We start from the raw sequence: 17,889 nt of genomic DNA, 5'->3' as shown, positions 1-17,889 counted from the left end.
GCAATTATCCCATAATCCTTTTAAGTATTTCTTCATAAGCTATTTTAACATTTCCTAAATCTTGTCTAAATCTATCTTTATCAAGTTTTTCATTGGTATTTTTATCCCAGAGTCTACAGCTATCAGGGCTGATTTCATCGGCTAAAATAATTTCTTGGTTTTTAGAGAGGCCAAATTCTATTTTAAAATCTACTAATTTTAAATTTCTTTGATCAAAAAAATCTAATAAAATTGTATTAATTTTTCTTGCAAGTTCTTTTATGGTTTGAATTTGATTTTGATCTTTAACTAAATTTAGAAGCAGACAATGTTCATCATTAATAAAAGGATCTCCAAGTTTATCATCTTTTAAGCAAAATTCCACCAAAGCAAAAGGTAGATTTTCCCCTTCTTTTATCCCAAGTCTTTTGCTTAAAGAGCCTGCTGCAATATTTCGAACTAAAACTTCTATAGGAATAATTTGACATCTTTCTATAAGCTGCTCATTGTTGCTAATAGTTTTTACAAGATGAGTTTTAATACCATTTTTTTTCAACAATTCAAAAATTATAGTGCTAATTTTACAGTTTAACTTACCTTTTCCCTCTTCTTTTCCTTTTTTTTCTGCATTAAATGCAGTCAAGTCATCTTTAAATTCTGCAATAAATAAATCATCATCTTGTGTTTTAAAAATTTTTTTTCCTTTTCCTTCATAAAATAGTTCTTTTTTCATTGTTTTACCTTAAGATTTAGAATTTTGATTGTGTCAATCGCTGCTTTTAATTGAGAATCTTCATTGATTTGTTTTAGTGTGATTAAATTTTTATTATCCTTCTTTTGATTCTTTTGAGTTTTTTGTTTATCAAGTTTTTCAAGCTCATTTTCAAGGTGTTGCTTTAATTCACTTTCTTTGATGATAAAATTATTTTTATCGGTATTTACTTTTCCTGGAAAGATTTCAATATCTGGTTTAACTCCTATGGCTTGAATGGTTCTGCCGCTTGGCAAGTAGTATTTTGCTATAGTCAATCTTAAAGCTTCATTTTGGTTGATTGGAATGATTTGCTGAACACTTCCTTTTCCAAAAGTATTTTCTCCAACAATAATAGCTCTTTTTAAATCTTGTAAAGCCCCACTTACTATTTCGCTTGCACTTGCGCTTCCTCCGTTTACAAGTACCACTAAAGAGGCATTAGAAATTTTATTTTTAGCATCTGCTTTATATTCTTGATTTTCTTCTTTTATGCGACCTTTTTGAGAAACTATTACTCCTTGATCAACAAAAAGGTTAACAAGTCCTACTGCTTGATTTAATAATCCGCCAGGGTTATTTCTTAAGTCTAAAATAATTCCATTAATTTTTGGATATTTTTTTAGTTCTTTAGCAGTTTGTTCTACAACATTTTTATCAAAATTTGTTACCCTTATATATAAAATATTTTCATTTTCTATCACTTTAGTATAAACACTTTCAACTTTTATAATATCTCTTGTTAAAGTAACATTAAAAGGCTCACTTGTTCCTTTTCTAAAAATTGTTAAAGTAATTTGAGTTTTTGGTTTTCCTCTCATTTTATCAACAGCATCATTGAGCGAAATTCCTAAAGTAGCTTCATTATTTATTTTTAAAATAATATCTCCTGATTTAATACCTGCTTTATCGGCCGGAGTTCCCTCTAGTGGAGAAACAACGGTTAAAGCTCCATCTTTCATGCCCACTGTAATTCCAAGTCCTCCAAATTCGCCATTGGTTTGAATTTTCATATCATTAAAGTCTTTTTCATTTAGAAAAGAAGAATGTGCATCAAGATTATTTAAAAGCCCTGAAATTGATTTATCTACTAAATCAGTGATATTTACATCATCAATATAATATTGTTCGATAATTGCCAAAGTTTTTGTTAATTTTTCTAAAGATTGAAAACGTTGTTGTATTTGTTCATTTGTATTACTTGTTTTGGCTTCTAAAATATTGGTCATAAAGAAGCAAAATATTAAAGATCCTATAAAACCGCTTGCGAGGGCAAAAATTCTTTTAGTTTTCAAGTTAGACTCCAAATTTATTTATAATTTTAATTTTAATAAACTTAACTTAAAAAATTGTAAATAAATAAACATAATTAAAAAACTTATAATTTATTTTATTCTTTAATTTATACGATTAATATAAATTAAATTAATAAAAATATATAAATAAACTTGACATAATATGACTAAAGTTATATAATAATCCAAAAATAATGAAATATTAAGGATAGATTATGGCAAATATACATGATTATTTAACTGATTCTATGCTTTCAAATCTTGAAAGTGCAGCATCTTTGGCGATATATTCTAAAAATAGCGAAATTGTTCCTTTGCACCTTTTATGGGCTTTGAGTGTTGATCATGGCAATTTATTTAATCAAATTATTAATAAATTTAATATTTCCAAAGAAGCTTTAGAACTTGAAATAAAAAGTAAAATTTCAAATCTTGCAACAAGTTCTAATGTGACAAAGGAAAATATTAAATTTTCAAATGAAATGATTAATTCTTTAGAGAATGCTAAAGGTTTGATGAGTGCTAATGGAGATAGTTATTTATCTATAGATACTTGGCTAATAAGTGAGAGTGAAAAAGAACCTATTAAAGCAATATTATCGAAATTTATAGATATTAAAGAATTTCAAAAAGAATTACAAAATTTAAGATCAGGACGTAGGATAGATAGTAAAACCAGTGATGAAACCTTAGATGCTTTAAATAAATTTGGCATAGATCTAACTCAAAAAGCTATTGAATCTAAGCTCGATCCAGTTATAGGTAGAGAAGAAGAAATTGAGCGTTTGATGCAAATTTTAATTCGTAAAACTAAAAATAATCCTATTTTATTAGGTGAACCTGGAGTTGGAAAAACTGCAATTGTAGAAGCTTTAGCACAAAGAATTGTCAAAAAAGATGTTCCAACTTCTTTACAAAATAAAAAACTAATTGCTCTTGATATGAGTGCATTGATTGCAGGAGCAAAATATCGTGGCGAATTTGAAGATAGATTAAAAGCGGTAGTAAATGAAGTAATAAAAAGTGAAAACATTATACTTTTTATTGATGAAATTCATACCATTGTTGGAGCAGGGGCAAGCGAGGGAAGTATGGATGCCGCAAATATTTTAAAACCAGCTCTTGCAAGAGGAGAACTTCATACTATAGGAGCAACGACTTTAAAGGAGTATCGTAAATATTTTGAAAAAGATGCAGCCTTGCAGCGTCGTTTTCAACCTATAAATGTTCCTGAACCTAGCGTTAATGAAGCTTTAGCTATGCTAAGAGGTATTAAAGAAAAGCTTGAAATTCATCATAATGTCAATATAAATGATAGTGCTTTAGTAGCTGCAGTAAAACTTTCTAAGCGTTATATTGCAGATAGATTTTTACCTGATAAGGCTATTGATTTAATTGATGAAGCTGCGGCTGAGCTTAAAATGCAAATAGAAAGTGAGCCAAGTTCTTTGAGAAAGGTAAGAAAGGATATAGAAACCTTAGAAGTTGAAAATGAAGCCTTAAAAATGGAAAAAAATGAAAAAAATCAAAAAAGACTTGATGAAATTGCAAAAGAGCTTGCTAATTTAAAAGAAAAACAAAATGCTTTAAATTCGAAATTTGAGAATGAAAAGGCTGTTTTTGATGAGATAAGCTCTAAGAAAAAAGAAATTGATATATTTAAAAATGAGGCTAGTTTGGCTAAAAATAAAGGAGATTTTCAAAAGGCTGCTGAACTTGAATATGGAAAAATTCCAAGTTTGGAAAAAGAGCTTTTGGCGCTTGAAGAAAAATGGAAAATGATGAGTGAAAATGGAGTTTTGCTCAAAAATCAAGTAGATGAAGATTTAGTAGCTGGAATTTTGAGTAAATGGACAGGCATTAGTGTGCAAAAAATGCTAACTTCTGAAAAGCTTAAATTCTTAGAAGTAGAAAAGCATTTAAAAGAAAGTGTTATAGGGCAAGATCAAGCTTTAAATGCTTTAGCAAGAGCAATAAAACGTAATAAAGCAGGACTTAATGCAGACAATAAACCTATAGGAAGTTTTTTATTTTTAGGTCCAACAGGAGTTGGAAAAACAGAATCAGCAAAAGCTTTAGCAAAGTTTTTGTTTGATGATGAAAAAGCCATGATTCGCTTTGATATGAGCGAGTTTATGGAAAAACATAGTGTTTCAAGACTTTTAGGAGCACCTCCTGGATATATAGGACACGAAGAGGGTGGAGAGCTTACTGAAGCGGTGCGCAGAAAACCTTATAGTGTAATTTTGTTTGATGAAGTTGAAAAAGCTCATAAAGATGTTTTTAATATACTTTTAGGAATTTTAGATGATGCAAGAGCAACTGATAGCAAAGGGGTTGTGGTTGATTTTAAAAATACTATTATCATTTTAACTTCAAATATCGCCTCTTTGGCTATTATGAATTTAAATGGTGAAGAAAGAGAAAATGCAATTAAAAATGAATTAAAAAATTTCTTTAAACCTGAATTTTTAAATCGTTTAGATGATATTATTACTTTTAATCCTTTAGGTAAAGATGAGGCTTATGAGATAGTAAAACTTCTTTTTAAAGATTTGCAAAAAAGTTTAGCCAATAAAGGTATTAAAGCAGAACTAAGTGAAGAAGGTGCACTTTTAATTGCAAAAGAAGGTTTTGATGTTGAATTTGGAGCAAGACCTTTAAAAAGAGCTATTTATGATATGATAGAAGATAAGTTAAGTGATATGATATTATCTGATGAATTGAATGAAAATGATAGTATTTTAATTGATGCAAGTAATAATGAAATCAAGATTAAAAAAGTATAAAAGCATTTGCTTTTATACTTTCATTAATTAAAGTTTTTTATAATTTGTTTTGGTTTTAATTTTTTAGTCATTCTTTGATTTGTTGCTAGAAATCAAAGAATTTTAATTAAGATTCTAAATAAACTCTAGAGCTTTAAAAAATTTAAAATATTATCTACTTTTTGCTCTAAATTTCCAAATTGATTATTATCTATGATTAAATTTGGCTTTGGTTCGTCATATTTTAAATCAATTCCTACAACATTAATTATTTCTTTATTAATTGCTTTGGTATATAAATTCTTTTTATCACGTCTAATAAGCTCTTCAAGCTCGCATTGGATGTAAATTTCGCAATAATTTTTTAGGGTTTTTCTATTGTAGTCATAAATTTCTTTAAACATTGAAATTGTGCTTACTATAACCATCATTCCTTGAGAACTTAGAAAATGAGCAAATTGAGATCTTTTTAAGGCCATATTAATGCGCCCTTGCTTATCATAATCATAGCTTCCAAGCAAGTCTCTTAGTTCATCTCCATCAAGATAAATAACATTTTTATATTTAAAACGTAATTTTTCGCATAAAGCCTCAGCAATATAGCTTTTTCCACTACCTGCTAGACCTGTTAGCCAAATAACTGAGCCTTTAGAAAAATCGATTTTTTCTTGCATTAAAAATCCTAAATTTAAGTCTTTTGTAAAATTTTATCAAAAAATAATAAAATAAAGTTTTATTAAAAGAAAAAAATATAAAATTAAGCAAAATTACAAAGAAGTTATAAATGCAATATAAAAGATTTAAAACGAGAGAAATTAAAGTAGGTAATGTTGTTATTGGAGGAAATGCTCCAATTTCTGTGCAATCTATGCTATTTAGCAAAACAAGGGATATTGAGTCTTCATTAGAACAAATCAATCGTTTGTATTTTGCAGGAGCTGATATAGTTCGTTTGGCATGTTTGGATATGATTGATGCTAGAGCTTTAAAAGAAATCAAGCAAAAAAGCCCTTTACCTTTAATTGTCGATATACATTTTAATCATAAATTAGCTATTTTTTGTGCCGAATTTATTGATGGTATTAGGATAAATCCAGGCAATATAGGTTCTAAAGAAAATATAAAAGATGTGGTTAAAGCGTGTAAAGAAAGAGGTATTCCAATACGCATAGGTGTAAATCATGGCTCCATTGAAAAACAATTTAGTGATAAATACGGATATAATCTTGATGCAATGCTTGAGAGTGCTCTTTATAATATCAAGCTTTTAGAGGATTTAGACTTTTTTGATATTAAAATTTCTATGAAAACCTCAGATGTGCAAAAAACCATAGAAGCTTATGAGAGATTAAGACCGCTTTGTGATTATCCTTTTCATTTAGGAGTTACTGAAGCAGGGACTAAATTTCATAGTACGATAAAAAGCTCAATAGCTTTGGGAAATTTACTTCTTAAAGGAATAGGTGATACTATAAGAGTTTCTATGACAGGGGAATTAGAAGAAGAAATTCGTGTAGCAAGGGCAATTTTACAAGATAGCGGTGTGCAAAAAAGTGGGATAAACATTGTTTCTTGCCCAACTTGTGGAAGAATTCAAAGTGATCTTGTAAAAGCTATAAAAATAGTTGAAGAAAAAACTAAGCATATTAACAAACCTTTAAACATTAGTGTAATGGGTTGTGTTGTAAATGCTTTAGGTGAGGCAAAAGGAGCTGATGTTGCTATAGCATTTGGTAAAAATCAAGGGCTTATCATAAGGCATGGCGAAGTAGTGGCTAAGCTTAAAGAAGACAAACTTGTAGAGAGATTTTTGCTAGAAGTTGAAGATGAAGCAAAACAAAGGGAATAAATGCTGAATCTTTCAAAAATAAAATTTAAAATTAAAAGAGAGATAAATAATTTTTAATGCTAATTATTTTAAAATCATTAAACGGTGGGGATATAGTAAAAGTATAACTTCAGAATTATAGAAAAAATCTCCAAAAATTTATGTTTTTGAGTTTTTTGGGCAGATTTTTGGTTTTTGTTTATATCCTAAAAACGGATTTTAAACTTTTAAAATTTTATAAAAATTAAATAATAAAAGCAAAAAATCCCTTGCTATCTTGTATCTTTTTAATTGTAATTATTTTATTTGTCAATTTGAAAATATAATTTTTTGGCTTTCATCCTTGGAATTTAAAGAAAAATATCAAAATCATCATTATCCCCCCCCCCGCCACTAAATCCTAAAAAAATAAATTATGAAAAAATCAATGCAAAATTAGCTTGGGATCTTAATCTTCCTTTGTTAAAGATAAAATTCTTTATCTATGGAAGTCATGGAAGTGGCGCTACCGGATTTGGAACTTTTTTAAAAAATGCGGTATTACTATCATCACTACGGCGTTAGGAGATAGCGGAATAGGAAATTATGTTTATTATTATAATTATTTTTTATATTTTAATGAAAATCCTTGCTTTTGGTTTAGAGAATACACAAGTAAAAAATTAGCAAATAAATTTTATTCTCTTTTGCCAGAAATAGATGAGACTCTTTGTCTAGTTAGAGATCCAATTGATAATTTAATTAGTGTTCTTTCTCATAGAACTTTTGGTAAAAATTATAAAAATGAAATTTGTATAAATGATGATATAGAAAATTTTTTAAAAAATCGTGTTGGTTACCGAAAAAAAGAATTTATCGATAAAAAATCATTTATCCAAGAAGATGTATATAAGGGAACTTATATTTTATTTCACGATGCTTTGCTCCATAAAAGATTAAATATTAAAAAAGTTTATTTTTTGGATATGAGTGAAATTATAGGTGATAAAACTTTTGAAACGATGAAAAAATTAGCTCTTAAGTTTCATTTTAAAACTCCAAATTCTAAAGATAAGGAATTTTATACTCAAACAATGAGTAGTTTTAGAATCTTGCTTCCAATCAATATTAATTTAAAAAAATTTTTTAATGAAGATATTTTTATAACACTTAGAACCTCTTCTTTAAATTCTTTGGAAAAAGATATTTCTTGTTTATTTTTTAAAAATACAAAAATACCTTTTTATATTTTAATACAAGAAAAACATTTTAATCAAATTAAAAGTCTTAAAGAAAACAAATTTGAAGAGATACGCCTATATTTAGTTCAATTTTTAGAAGCTTTAAAGGCAAAAGAGAAAGAGGAAAGACAAAAAAGATTAAGTATAGATGAGTTTTTTAAATGTTTTTTAGAAGATAAAGAAAATATTAAAGATTTTAAAGATATTTTAGAAAAAAATCATCTTTTTTATGTGAAAAAAGAAAGACCAGATATAGTAAATCTCTGGGAAAATTATAAAAAATTTGAAAAATTAATAAAATGAAATTTCAACCCCCACCGATAAAATACTTTTCAACATCATCAAGCAATTTTTCACATATTCTAGAATCTGTATTTTTTTCAACAACTAAATTAATATAAGTTTTTGTATCTCTAAAGCTTCCTGCTGATTTTGAATTTTCTCTAGTAAGCTTTTGATTGTCCTTGGTGTATTCTATAGTGATATTAAATTTTAAAGCTGAGCTAGCTTCGCCTAAATTCGTTTTTACCAAAACGTTCATTTGAGAAGCTTTTGCTAAAGTAGCTTGAGTTTTTGAAACAATTTCTTTAAAACGTTGACAAGACCTTATAAGTGTTGAAATAAATTTATTATCAAGTGCTTCATAGGCTACTTTGAGTTTATTTTTTATATCTTTTGTACTTTCTTTTTCTGGGGCAACAAAAACCATATAAAAACCAGTTTTAATTTGCACATTATCCGTTTTAACATCGCGTCCGCTAGACATAACTTTAACATAAATGGCATTATCAAGATAAACACGATCTATCATAGGACCATAAATTTCATATTCTTTTTTACGCACTATAACTTCTCTTGCCAAAACATTAAGTTTTACATTGGCATCGTGGATTACAGGTTCCATTTCTTTTTTGATTTCGAGTAATTCTTTTAACATTAAAATCCCTTAAAATTGTCTACTACGCAAAGGCTTATTATAGCAATATTTTTCTTACAAAAATTTTATTGCACCAAAGTTATGATTCTTTTAAAATTTTTTCATAAGCAAAGAATTTGTCGTTGTAATTTTTTATATTAAATTCACCACAAAATTGATAATTTAATTTTCGAAAAAGAGAATTCATAGGAAAATTTTTGCTTGATGTATCTGCTCTTAGGCTTAATTTATTGTTTTTTATAGCAAATTCTTCGCAAAAATTTAAAAGTTTAAAACCGATTCCTTGTCTTTTAAAATCTTGATTGATTGCTAAACGATGCAAATAAAAGGTTTTATTATTAAATTTAGGATTAAAGTAAATATCTTTATACTCTTGAGGTGAAAAAAGTTCATTAATACAAATAAAACCTAAAATTTGCTCTTTTTCACGACAGACATAAAGATGATTTTTTTCAATATCTTGAGTAAATATTTCAATGTTAGGATAATTTTCATCCCATTGATGAAAGCCTAATTTTTTCATAGTTATTAAAGCTTGTTGGGTTATTTTCAGTATTTCATCTAAATCTTTTAGGGTGGCTTTTTCTATGGTAAATTCTTGCACTTAAATCCTTTTTGAATAAAATATTAGTTATTTTATCCTTAAAAGATTTATGAAATATTTGAAAAAACTAAATTTTTAATAAATCATATATCAATAAAATTGCAGAATTAAATTTTGCAGTGGTGGCTCCGATTGGACTTGAACCAACGACCACTACCATGTCAAGGTAGTGCTCTACCAACTGAGCTACGGAACCATGGTGGAGCATAGCGGGTTCGAACCGCTGACCCCAACGCTGCCAGCGTTGTGCTCTCCCAGCTGAGCTAATGCCCCTTAAAAAGCTTAGATTATATCATAATCTTACTTTTTTTTGGCTGAAAATTGAAATCAAATATACATTTGATATTTTTAAATTAAAAATTATAAAGTATTCATTATAATAATTTATTTTATTTAAAAGAGAAACAGATTTTAAATTATTTAATTAATTCTAAAATTTCTCTTTCATATCCTAGCTTATTAAGATCAAGTTGTTTAGAATAGTAAAAGTATTTGGCTAATACTAAAATTCCTATGTGAAATTCTTTTTTCTTATCTAAAAATTGTTTGATATATTTATGGGCATTATGGATAATTTCTTGTGCTTCTTTGGGATAGGTTCTAAAATGATCAATCACTTGAGCCAAGTTTTCATTATCAATCAGAGCAAAATGATAATTTGGCTTTAAAGTTCCTTCCATAAACCAAGTTTCACAAGTCATTTTTGGAGCTAAAACTAAAGAGTTAGAACTCATTGCCCATTTTAGATTACTTGCTACATCATTACCTTCTAAAGAAATTATAAATTTATATCCCATTTGTTCTTTTTTGCTTAAAAAATTTTTTCTATATTGGTTAGCTTCTTTTGAAGTATCGCCTATATTGCAAAATGTTTTATTGAAATAAGAATGAAAAAATTCTTTTCTGTGTGTTTGATATATAGCTCCTCTAAATACTGCTATATCTTTTTTATTTTCAAAAATTAAATCATCTTTTAAAAAGCAAAAATGTCTATTTTTATCAAGTTTTAATAAAATATTATTTTTATTATTTTCTAGTGGTCGCGATTTGCAAATAGTTGGATCTTTAAAAGTCCATTTTACATCATTAAAATCTTTATTCCATAAAAATTTATCTTTAAAGTATTTACTAATTTCATACGCATCAAAAGCATAAGAGGTTTTTTTAAAAGGAAATTTTCCTATTTTTTCTTTTCCTGTTGGTGTAAAAAATTGATTTATTTTATTATAGTATCTTACTCGAACTTGTATTTCTTCTAGTTCTTTAGTGTTGTATTTTAATATTTCATTGAAAATCTTAGATAAATTTATTTGGAAAAAATATCTTGGCACAAAAGATATTCCTATTCCTTTTAAATTCATAAATAATCTTGATTGAAGCATTATAAAACCATACTTAAAATTTATGGCATTTTATCAAAAAAAAACAAATCAAGTGCCGTAAGGTCAAATAAAAGTAGTTTTAATGAAAATTAAAGCATTGGAATAAATGGCAGACAGGAAGGGATTTGAACCCTCGAAAGCTATTAACTTTACACGCGTTCCAGGCGTGCTCCTTAAACCGCTCGGACACCTGTCTAAAAAAGGAATTATTATAGCTAAAATTTTATAAATAAACAAAATCAGAAAAATTTTAGAAAAAAAAGTTATAATTCTTTTTTGTATTTCAAATTTTGTTTTTTAAAAGTCAGGGTAGCTCAGCTGGTTAGAGCGCTGGTCTCATAAGCCGGAGGTCGGGAGTTCAAGTCTCCCCCTTGACACCATTTTTAGTTAATACTATTTAAATTCTTGTATCAAACTTATTTTTACTTAGATTAAAATCACTTTCTGTTTTAAAAAATTGTTTTTTATATAGAGTGATAAAAATAAATCTATAATTAATCAGATTTACTCATTGTCAAAATAAATTCTAATTTCTAGAATAAATTTATAAGCATTTGTCGTATAAAAATAATTTTACAAGCACTTAAATGAATTATTTTGAATCTTAAATAATTTTCTGTAATATTTAATTTATGTATAAAATTTAAAGTCAAGTAAATATTAAAAATAATTTAAATATTTAAATTTCAAAAGGTTAAATTATGAATAATGATTTAAAAAATTTAGATTTAAAACATATTTGGCACCCTTGCACACAAATGAAGGATCATGAAAACATTCCTTTGATCCCTATAAAAAAAGCAAAAGGAATATGGCTTTATGATTTTGATGATAAGGCTTATATGGATTGTATAAGTTCTTGGTGGGTGAATCTTTTTGGGCATTGTAATGCATATATAAGTAAAGCTATAAAAGAGCAACTTGATACTTTAGAGCATATTATTTTAGCCGGTTTTTCACATGAGCCTATTATAAAATTATCCTCAAGACTTTGTTCGCTTTTGGGAGATAAATTTAACAAATGTTTTTATGCAGATAATGGTTCTTCTGCGGTAGAAATAGCTTTAAAAATGAGTTTTCATTATTTTTTAAATCAAAATAAAAGAAAAAATAAATTTTTATCTTTAAGCAATTCTTATCATGGTGAAACCTTAGGGGCTTTAAGTGTTGGAGATGTGGCACTTTATAAAAAAACTTATACTCCTTTGTTGCTAGAGTGTTTAAGCACCCCTGTGCCTTTGAGTGATGATTTTGAAAAAGAATTAAATGCATTAAAAAATATCTTAGAAAAGCATTCTCATGAACTTTGTGCTTTTATATTAGAGCCTTTGGTTCAATGTGCAGGAAATATGCATATGTATAAGGCTGAATTTATAGATGAGGCTATAAGATTTTGTCATTATTATGGTGTTCAAGTTATTTTTGATGAAATTGCAGTTGGTTTTGGACGCACAGGCACACTTTTTGCTCTTGAACAATGTAAGCAAAAACCTGATTTTGTTTGTCTTTCAAAAGGAATTACAGGAGGGTTTATGCCTTTGTCTGTAGTTGTAACAAAGGATGAAATTTATAATGCCTTTTATGCTCCTTATGAAACTCAAAAAGCTTTTTTGCATTCTCATAGCTATACAGGAAATGCTTTAGCTTGTAGTGCTGCAAATGCTGTATTAGATATTTTTGAAAAAGAGAATATCATAGAAAAAAATAAAGATTTAAGTTTTTTTATTAAAGAAGAATTTGCTAAATTAAAAGAATTTGATTTTTTGTCCAATTTTAGAACTTGTGGGATGATTAGTGCTTTTGATATTGTAAAGAGTAAATACCAAAGAGCTGGGCTTGAAGTATATCAAAGAGCTCTAGTTAAAGGTTTGCTTTTAAGACCACTTGGTAATACTATATATTTTATGCCCCCATATATCGTTACAAAAGAACAAATTTCTTATGTAGTTCAAAGTTTAAGAGAAATTTTTAAAGCTTTTTAAGAAGGGTTTTCATTTGTTTTTGAAATTCTAAATTAATAAGATTTTTTTCGTTTAAAAATTCTAGATTAATAAGAGGGATTTGGGTGTAATTTTGTATAAAACTATCTTGTAAGATATCTTTTTCTCCCATCATTACAAGGGCTATTATATCAATAGATCTTTTCTTTAAAGCTTCTATGCTTAATAAAATATGATTAATACTACCAAGATAGTATTTTGCCACTAAAATAGTAGGAAATTTAAATTTATCCATAAAATCTATCATAGTATAGCACTCATCTATGGGAGAAAAAAGTCCCCCAGCAATTTCTATAAGCAAATTTTCACTTTTTGGAAGTTGAATTTCAAGAGCTTTATAGATAAGATTTTCTTTGATTTTTCCAAGATGAGGAGAAGCGGGAGTTTTTAAAAAAATACCCTCTTTAAAGATTTTAGTTTTAGGGCAAAACTTAGATATTTTTTGACTATCAGTTGGAATTCCTGCTTGGATGAGTTTAAAATAATCGTAATTAAAATTTGCACAAAAAGTTGCACTAAAATGAGTTTTTCCTACATCTGTATGAATGCCGCTTATATAAATTTTCATTAATTTGCCAAGAGTTTTAAACCTATGCTTGAAACTAAGATTAAGCCAAGAAAGAAAAATTTTAAAATATTTTTACTTTCTTTAAAAAGCAAGATCCCAACAACAACTCCACCCCCAGCACCAATACCTGTCCATATAGCATAAGCTATACCCATAGAAATTTCACGCATAGCCAAAGAGAGAAAACTAAAACTAAGGGAAAATTGGACTAAAATAGCCAATAAAAAAATCTTTTTACCTGTATTAATTAATTTTTTCATGGCTATAACACCTATAATCTCCATACAACCTGCTAAAAATAAAAAAAACCAACTCATTATATTTTCTTTAAGTTATATTTTCATTTTCTTTGCTTATAAGTTTAAGTCCTATAACACCACTAAGCAAGATTAAAATAAGTATAATTTTAAGTAAGGAAAAACTTTCTTTAAAAAAAAGCATTTCAAGTAATACCACTCCAGTTGTTCCAATCCCTACAAATACAGAGTAGGCAATACTCACTTCAATCTTTTTCATAGCAATAACAGCACAGGTAAATGAAATACAAATTCCAATACCTGTTAAGATATATAAAGGTAAGGTATTAGCGTATTTTAAGCCACTTACCCAAAAACATTCAATGATTCCTCCTAGAACTATCAAACTCCAAGCGAGATTTAAACTTATTTGTTTTTTCAAAATTATCCTTTTTTGAAAATAAATATTAATTATACTAAAAATATTATTTTAAAATTAGCGTATTTTTCTTTTTCTTTTTTTACTTAGTTTTAAAATTTTTGAGGCATTGCCTTCAAAAAGTTTTTGATCTATAATTTTATCAGCAACATTTTTTGCCCAAATTTCATCAAATTCTTTACCATGTTTGTTGGCTGAGGTAGAAAAAAGCCAATCCCAATTTTTTAAAAAATCTTCGTGTGGATGATCTTTTACAATACGAATAGCTTGTAAATTTGGATAAATAAAAGTGGTTTTTTTACTCTTTCTTACTAGATTTTTAAAATACTTTGGCACTCTTACAAGTTTTTTAAGTTCGCTAAATTTGGTTGTTGTTATCAAGCAGGGTTGATCTTGATTTCTATTTTTTAAAGTATTTAGCTTTTTTAAATTTTTACTTAAAAACCCTGCTGTTGTATCAGTTTGCGCTAGATAAATCATAATCTTTATATTTTAAGCCATTCTTGCAAGCTTTTAACTTCTAAATAACTTTTATCCTGTATAGCCTTTATGCTTTTTGCTCCTGCAAAGGCAGCTCTTAAATTTGTAAAATAAGGAGTTTTAAAACGTATGATATTAGCCCTTATTTTTCTTGTATCTTCTTTAAAGCTATTTTCATCACTTGTGTTGATAACAAGCTCTATTTCTCCATTTTTTAATTTATCTTCAACATTAGGACGTCCTTCTGATATCTTATAGATCAATTCGCACTCAAAACCATTTTTAATGATTTCTTTATAAGTTCCGCTTGTAGCCATAAGTTTAAAACCAAGTCCTAAGTATTCAGTAGCAATTTTTTTGGCATATTTTTTATCTTCATCTTTTAAGGATATAAAAACGCTTCCTTTTTCAGGAAGATTGTTTGATGAGGCAATTTGAATTTTAGCATAAGAATTAGCAAAATCTTTGCTAATCCCCATTACTTCGCCAGTTGATCTCATTTCAGGTCCAAGCTCTAAATCGCTTCCGCCAAGTTTAGAAAAAGGAAATACAACGCCTTTTAAACTCACCCTTTGAGGTTTTTTAGCTCTTAAAATTCCATTTTTTTCTTTGACTACCCCAAAATGATCATAGAAATTTAAAGCTTCTTTTAAATTTCCTTGCCACATTACGCGTGTTGCAACTTTAGCAAGAGAAATACCTGTTGCTTTGCTTACAAAAGGCACGGTTCTACTAGCTCTAGGATTTACCTCTATAATATAAAGTTCATTTTGATAAAGAGCAAATTGAATGTTTAAAAGCCCTATAACTCCTAAATTTAAAGCTATATCTGCTGTTTTTTGTATAATCAGCTCTTGTATCTTTTCATCAATGTTACAAGGCGGCAAAGAACAGGCGCTATCTCCTGAATGAATTCCAGCTTCTTCAATGTGTTCCATAATTCCTGCTACATAAACATTTTTACCATCACAAATTGCATCTACATCAAATTCACTCGCATTTTCTAAAAACTCATCAATTAAAATAGGGCTTTTATTGCTTAATTTAACAGCTTCTTTAACATAAAGCTTTAATTCTTCTTCATTGTGGACAATACGCATAGCTCGTCCGCCTAAAACATAACTTGGACGTACTAAAACAGGATAGCCTATTTCATTTGCTTTTAAAATAGCCTCTTCTATACTATAGGCTGTGCCATTTTTAGGTTGATTAATTTTAAGTTTTGTAATAAATTCAGAGAATTTTTTTCTATCTTCTGCAAGGTCAATTACTCTAGCATTTGTTCCTATAATTTTAGCACCAAAAGCACTTAATTGTTTGGCAAATTTTAAAGGAGTTTGTCCTCCAAAATGCACAATAACACCATCTGGTTTTTCTTTTTCTATTACAGCTCTTAAATGTTCAAAATCAATAGGTTCAAAGTAAAGCGTGTCGCTTATATCATAATCAGTTGAAACGGTTTCTGGATTACAATTATACATTATAGTTTTTATACCCATATCTTTTAAGGCAAAAGAAGCTTGAACACAAGCATAATCAAATTCAATCCCTTGACCGATGCGATTTGGCCCTCCGCCGATAATCATTACTTTTTTCTCTTTTTTCTCTTTTTTATTGTTTATACTTTGGGTTAATTCTGAGACATTAAAACTAGAATAATAATAAGGTGTGATAGCATCAAATTCACCTGAGCAAGTATCAACTTCGTGAAATTCGGTGATAATGTTTTGATTGATTCTTGCATAATAAATATCGTTTTGACTTAATTCTAAATTATCTTTTATGTTTATTAAATGTGCAATTCTTCTATCAGAAAATCCCATAGTTTTGGCTTTTCTTAATGAATTTTTATTGCTTAAAATATCCATATCTATTTTTTTCTCAAAGTCAATGATTTCTTTGATTTGATTTAAAAACCAAATATCTATTTTAGAATACTCATAAATTTCATTAATGCTTAAGCCTTCTCTAAAAGCCTCAGCTATATAAAGAAGTCTTTTTTCGTTAGCATTTCTTATATTAAAAATCAGTTCATTTTTATCTTTGATATTAATTTCATTAAAGCCATCATAATCTTTTTCAAGTGAGCAAAGAGCTTTTTGTATACTTTCTTTAAAAGTGCGTCCTATAGCCATAACTTCACCAACACTTTTCATAGAAGTTCCTAAAATTTTATCTGCTTTAGGAAATTTTTCAAAAGTAAAACGCGGAATTTTGGTTACTATATAATCAATTACAGGTTCAAAAGAAGCTGGAGTACCTGTAATATCGTTTTTAATTTCATCTAAACTAAAGCCTACTGCTAAAAGTGTAGCTACTTTTGCTATAGGATAGCCTGTTGCTTTGCTTGCTAAGGCGCTTGATCTTGAAACTCTAGGATTCATTTCTATTACTATCATTCTGCCATTTTCTGGATTTATCGCAAATTGCACATTTGATCCACCTGTATCAACTCCAATTTCACGTAGAATTTCAAAAGAGGCATTACGCATAGCTTGGTATTCTTTATCTGTTAGGGTGAGAGCTGGGGCTATAGTGATGCTATCTCCTGTATGAACCCCCATAGGATCTAAATTTTCTATGGAGCAAACTATGATGCAATTATCAAATTTATCGCGTATAACTTCCATTTCATATTCTTTCCAGCCTAACAAACTTTCTTCTATTAAGATTTCTCCTATAGGGCTTAAAGATAACGCCTGTTGGGCAAGCTCTTGAAATTCTTCTAAATTATAAACAACTCCACTTCCAGCCCCGCCTAATGTAAAAGAAGAGCGTATCATTAAAGGAAAGCCTATCTCATCTATAGCCTTTAAGGCTTCATTATAGTTATAAGCATACATAGATTTTGGAAGATCCATACCAATTTTTTTCATACTTTCTTTGAAAATTTGACGATCCTCTCCTTTTTTGATTGCTTCAGGATTGGCTCCTAAAAATTTTACATTTCCTAAAAGCCCACTTTCATAAATTTGCATTGCAGCATTTAGGGCAACCTGACCGCCCATAGTGGGTAAGATAGCATCAACTTTTTCTTTTTTAATAATGCTTAAAATGTTTTCTTTGGTTATAGGCTCTATATAAGTTGCATCAGCAAAATCAGGATCTGTCATAATGGTTGCTGGATTTGAGTTTATAAGCACGACACGATAGCCTAACTCTTTTAAGGTTTTAATGGCTTGAGTACCAGAGTAATCAAACTCACAAGCTTGTCCTATAACAATAGGACCACTTCCTATAAGTAAAATAGTATTAATATCGTTTCGTTTTGGCATAAATTTTCCTAATTATTTTTTATAAATTATAGCAAATCTTAGTTTTTTAAAACTTGAAATTTGAATTATTTTTATTTTAAGCTTAAATTTACAGGGGGGGGGTATAATCATTTTTTTAATTAATTTT

General features: G+C 28.2%; 15 protein-coding genes and 4 tRNA genes. 5 read left to right on the top strand and 14 right to left on the bottom strand.

Annotation, left to right across the window (positions count from 1 at the left end; genetic code table 11):
* Positions 1–4 precede the first annotated feature (4 nt).
* Together purC and CNZW441b_RS05840 are read right to left on the bottom strand one after the other, a co-directional pair.
* Entirely contained in the window at positions 5–712 is a 708-nt protein-coding gene (purC, locus tag CNZW441b_RS05845) for a phosphoribosylaminoimidazolesuccinocarboxamide synthase (protein WP_131163495.1), read from the bottom strand.
* Complete coding sequence (locus tag CNZW441b_RS05840; protein WP_243830444.1) at positions 709–2,037, bottom strand: S41 family peptidase; 1,329 nt, start codon at positions 2,035–2,037, stop codon at positions 709–711. The genes purC and CNZW441b_RS05840 overlap by 4 nt, the downstream gene beginning before the upstream one ends.
* 203 nt (positions 2,038–2,240) lie before the next feature.
* Between CNZW441b_RS05840 and CNZW441b_RS05835 the strand changes: the two genes are divergently transcribed.
* On the top strand, positions 2,241–4,814 hold the full coding sequence (locus CNZW441b_RS05835; protein WP_216681301.1) for an ATP-dependent Clp protease ATP-binding subunit: 2,574 nt from the start codon (positions 2,241–2,243) through the stop codon (positions 4,812–4,814).
* 125 nt (positions 4,815–4,939) lie between these two features.
* On the opposite strand, the gene CNZW441b_RS05830 is transcribed toward CNZW441b_RS05835, so the two are convergent.
* Positions 4,940–5,467: an adenylyl-sulfate kinase gene (locus CNZW441b_RS05830; RefSeq protein WP_131166189.1), complete on the bottom strand. Its 528-nt coding sequence runs from the start codon at positions 5,465–5,467 to the stop codon at positions 4,940–4,942.
* 110 nt (positions 5,468–5,577) lie between these two features.
* Between CNZW441b_RS05830 and ispG the strand changes: the two genes are divergently transcribed.
* Positions 5,578–6,642 carry a flavodoxin-dependent (E)-4-hydroxy-3-methylbut-2-enyl-diphosphate synthase gene (gene ispG, locus CNZW441b_RS05825; RefSeq protein WP_131166188.1) on the top strand — a complete coding sequence of 355 codons (1,065 nt, stop codon included), beginning with the start codon at positions 5,578–5,580 and terminating at the stop codon, positions 6,640–6,642.
* Between the two features lie 665 nt (positions 6,643–7,307).
* Positions 7,308–8,144 carry a DUF2972 domain-containing protein gene (locus CNZW441b_RS05820; protein WP_131166300.1) on the top strand — a complete coding sequence of 279 codons (837 nt, stop codon included), beginning with the start codon at positions 7,308–7,310 and terminating at the stop codon, positions 8,142–8,144.
* A 4-nt stretch (positions 8,145–8,148) separates the two neighbouring features.
* On the opposite strand, the gene CNZW441b_RS05815 is transcribed toward CNZW441b_RS05820, so the two are convergent.
* The 6 genes from CNZW441b_RS05815 to CNZW441b_RS05790 all read right to left on the bottom strand — a co-directional run bounded on the left by CNZW441b_RS05815 (position 8,149) and on the right by CNZW441b_RS05790 (position 10,960).
* The gene (locus tag CNZW441b_RS05815) at positions 8,149–8,778 is read right to left on the bottom strand and encodes a hypothetical protein (RefSeq protein ID WP_131166185.1); all 630 of its coding nucleotides are present in this window, start codon (positions 8,776–8,778) and stop codon (positions 8,149–8,151) included.
* A 79-nt stretch (positions 8,779–8,857) separates the two neighbouring features.
* On the bottom strand, positions 8,858–9,382 hold the full coding sequence (locus CNZW441b_RS05810) for a GNAT family N-acetyltransferase (RefSeq protein WP_131166184.1): 525 nt from the start codon (positions 9,380–9,382) through the stop codon (positions 8,858–8,860).
* A gap of 120 nt (positions 9,383–9,502) precedes the next feature.
* Positions 9,503–9,578, bottom strand: a tRNA-Val gene (locus CNZW441b_RS05805).
* 1 nt (position 9,579) lies between these two features.
* Positions 9,580–9,655 (bottom strand) — tRNA-Ala (locus CNZW441b_RS05800).
* A 143-nt stretch (positions 9,656–9,798) separates the two neighbouring features.
* A complete protein-coding gene (locus CNZW441b_RS05795) occupies positions 9,799–10,764 on the bottom strand; it encodes a glycosyl transferase family 90 (protein WP_216681300.1) in 966 nt (321 codons plus the stop codon).
* A 107-nt stretch (positions 10,765–10,871) separates the two neighbouring features.
* Positions 10,872–10,960 (bottom strand) — tRNA-Ser (locus CNZW441b_RS05790).
* 107 nt (positions 10,961–11,067) lie between these two features.
* Between CNZW441b_RS05790 and CNZW441b_RS05785 the strand changes: the two genes are divergently transcribed.
* Both CNZW441b_RS05785 and CNZW441b_RS05780 read left to right on the top strand, forming a co-directional pair.
* Positions 11,068–11,144 (top strand) — tRNA-Met (locus CNZW441b_RS05785).
* A 318-nt stretch (positions 11,145–11,462) separates the two neighbouring features.
* Complete coding sequence (locus tag CNZW441b_RS05780; protein ID WP_131166182.1) at positions 11,463–12,746, top strand: adenosylmethionine--8-amino-7-oxononanoate transaminase; 1,284 nt, start codon at positions 11,463–11,465, stop codon at positions 12,744–12,746.
* On the opposite strand, the gene CNZW441b_RS05775 is transcribed toward CNZW441b_RS05780, so the two are convergent.
* Genes CNZW441b_RS05775 through carB form a run of 5 tightly spaced genes read right to left on the bottom strand, consistent with a single transcriptional unit; the run spans position 12,733 to position 17,762 of the window.
* Positions 12,733–13,332, bottom strand: coding sequence for a dethiobiotin synthase (locus CNZW441b_RS05775; protein WP_131166181.1), 600 nt, complete (start codon positions 13,330–13,332; stop codon positions 12,733–12,735). The two genes, CNZW441b_RS05780 and CNZW441b_RS05775, sit on opposite strands and share 14 nt — an antisense overlap.
* Positions 13,332–13,649, bottom strand: coding sequence for a DMT family transporter (locus CNZW441b_RS05770; protein ID WP_131166180.1), 318 nt, complete (start codon positions 13,647–13,649; stop codon positions 13,332–13,334). The genes CNZW441b_RS05775 and CNZW441b_RS05770 overlap by 1 nt, the downstream gene beginning before the upstream one ends.
* 10 nt (positions 13,650–13,659) lie before the next feature.
* Complete coding sequence (locus CNZW441b_RS05765; RefSeq protein WP_131186664.1) at positions 13,660–14,010, bottom strand: DMT family transporter; 351 nt, start codon at positions 14,008–14,010, stop codon at positions 13,660–13,662.
* Between the two features lie 54 nt (positions 14,011–14,064).
* The gene (locus tag CNZW441b_RS05760; protein ID WP_216681299.1) at positions 14,065–14,487 is read right to left on the bottom strand and encodes a Sua5/YciO/YrdC/YwlC family protein; all 423 of its coding nucleotides are present in this window, start codon (positions 14,485–14,487) and stop codon (positions 14,065–14,067) included.
* 5 nt (positions 14,488–14,492) lie between these two features.
* Positions 14,493–17,762, bottom strand: coding sequence for a carbamoyl-phosphate synthase large subunit (carB, locus tag CNZW441b_RS05755; RefSeq protein WP_216681298.1), 3,270 nt, complete (start codon positions 17,760–17,762; stop codon positions 14,493–14,495).
* Positions 17,763–17,889: the final 127 nt, after the last annotated feature.

The sequence above is a fragment of the Campylobacter novaezeelandiae genome (genome assembly GCF_018968685.1).
GTDB classification, from domain to species: Bacteria; Campylobacterota; Campylobacteria; order Campylobacterales; family Campylobacteraceae; genus Campylobacter_D; species Campylobacter_D novaezeelandiae.
Note: the sequence above shows the minus strand (reverse complement) of the source record. Positions and strands in the feature narration are given on the sequence as shown.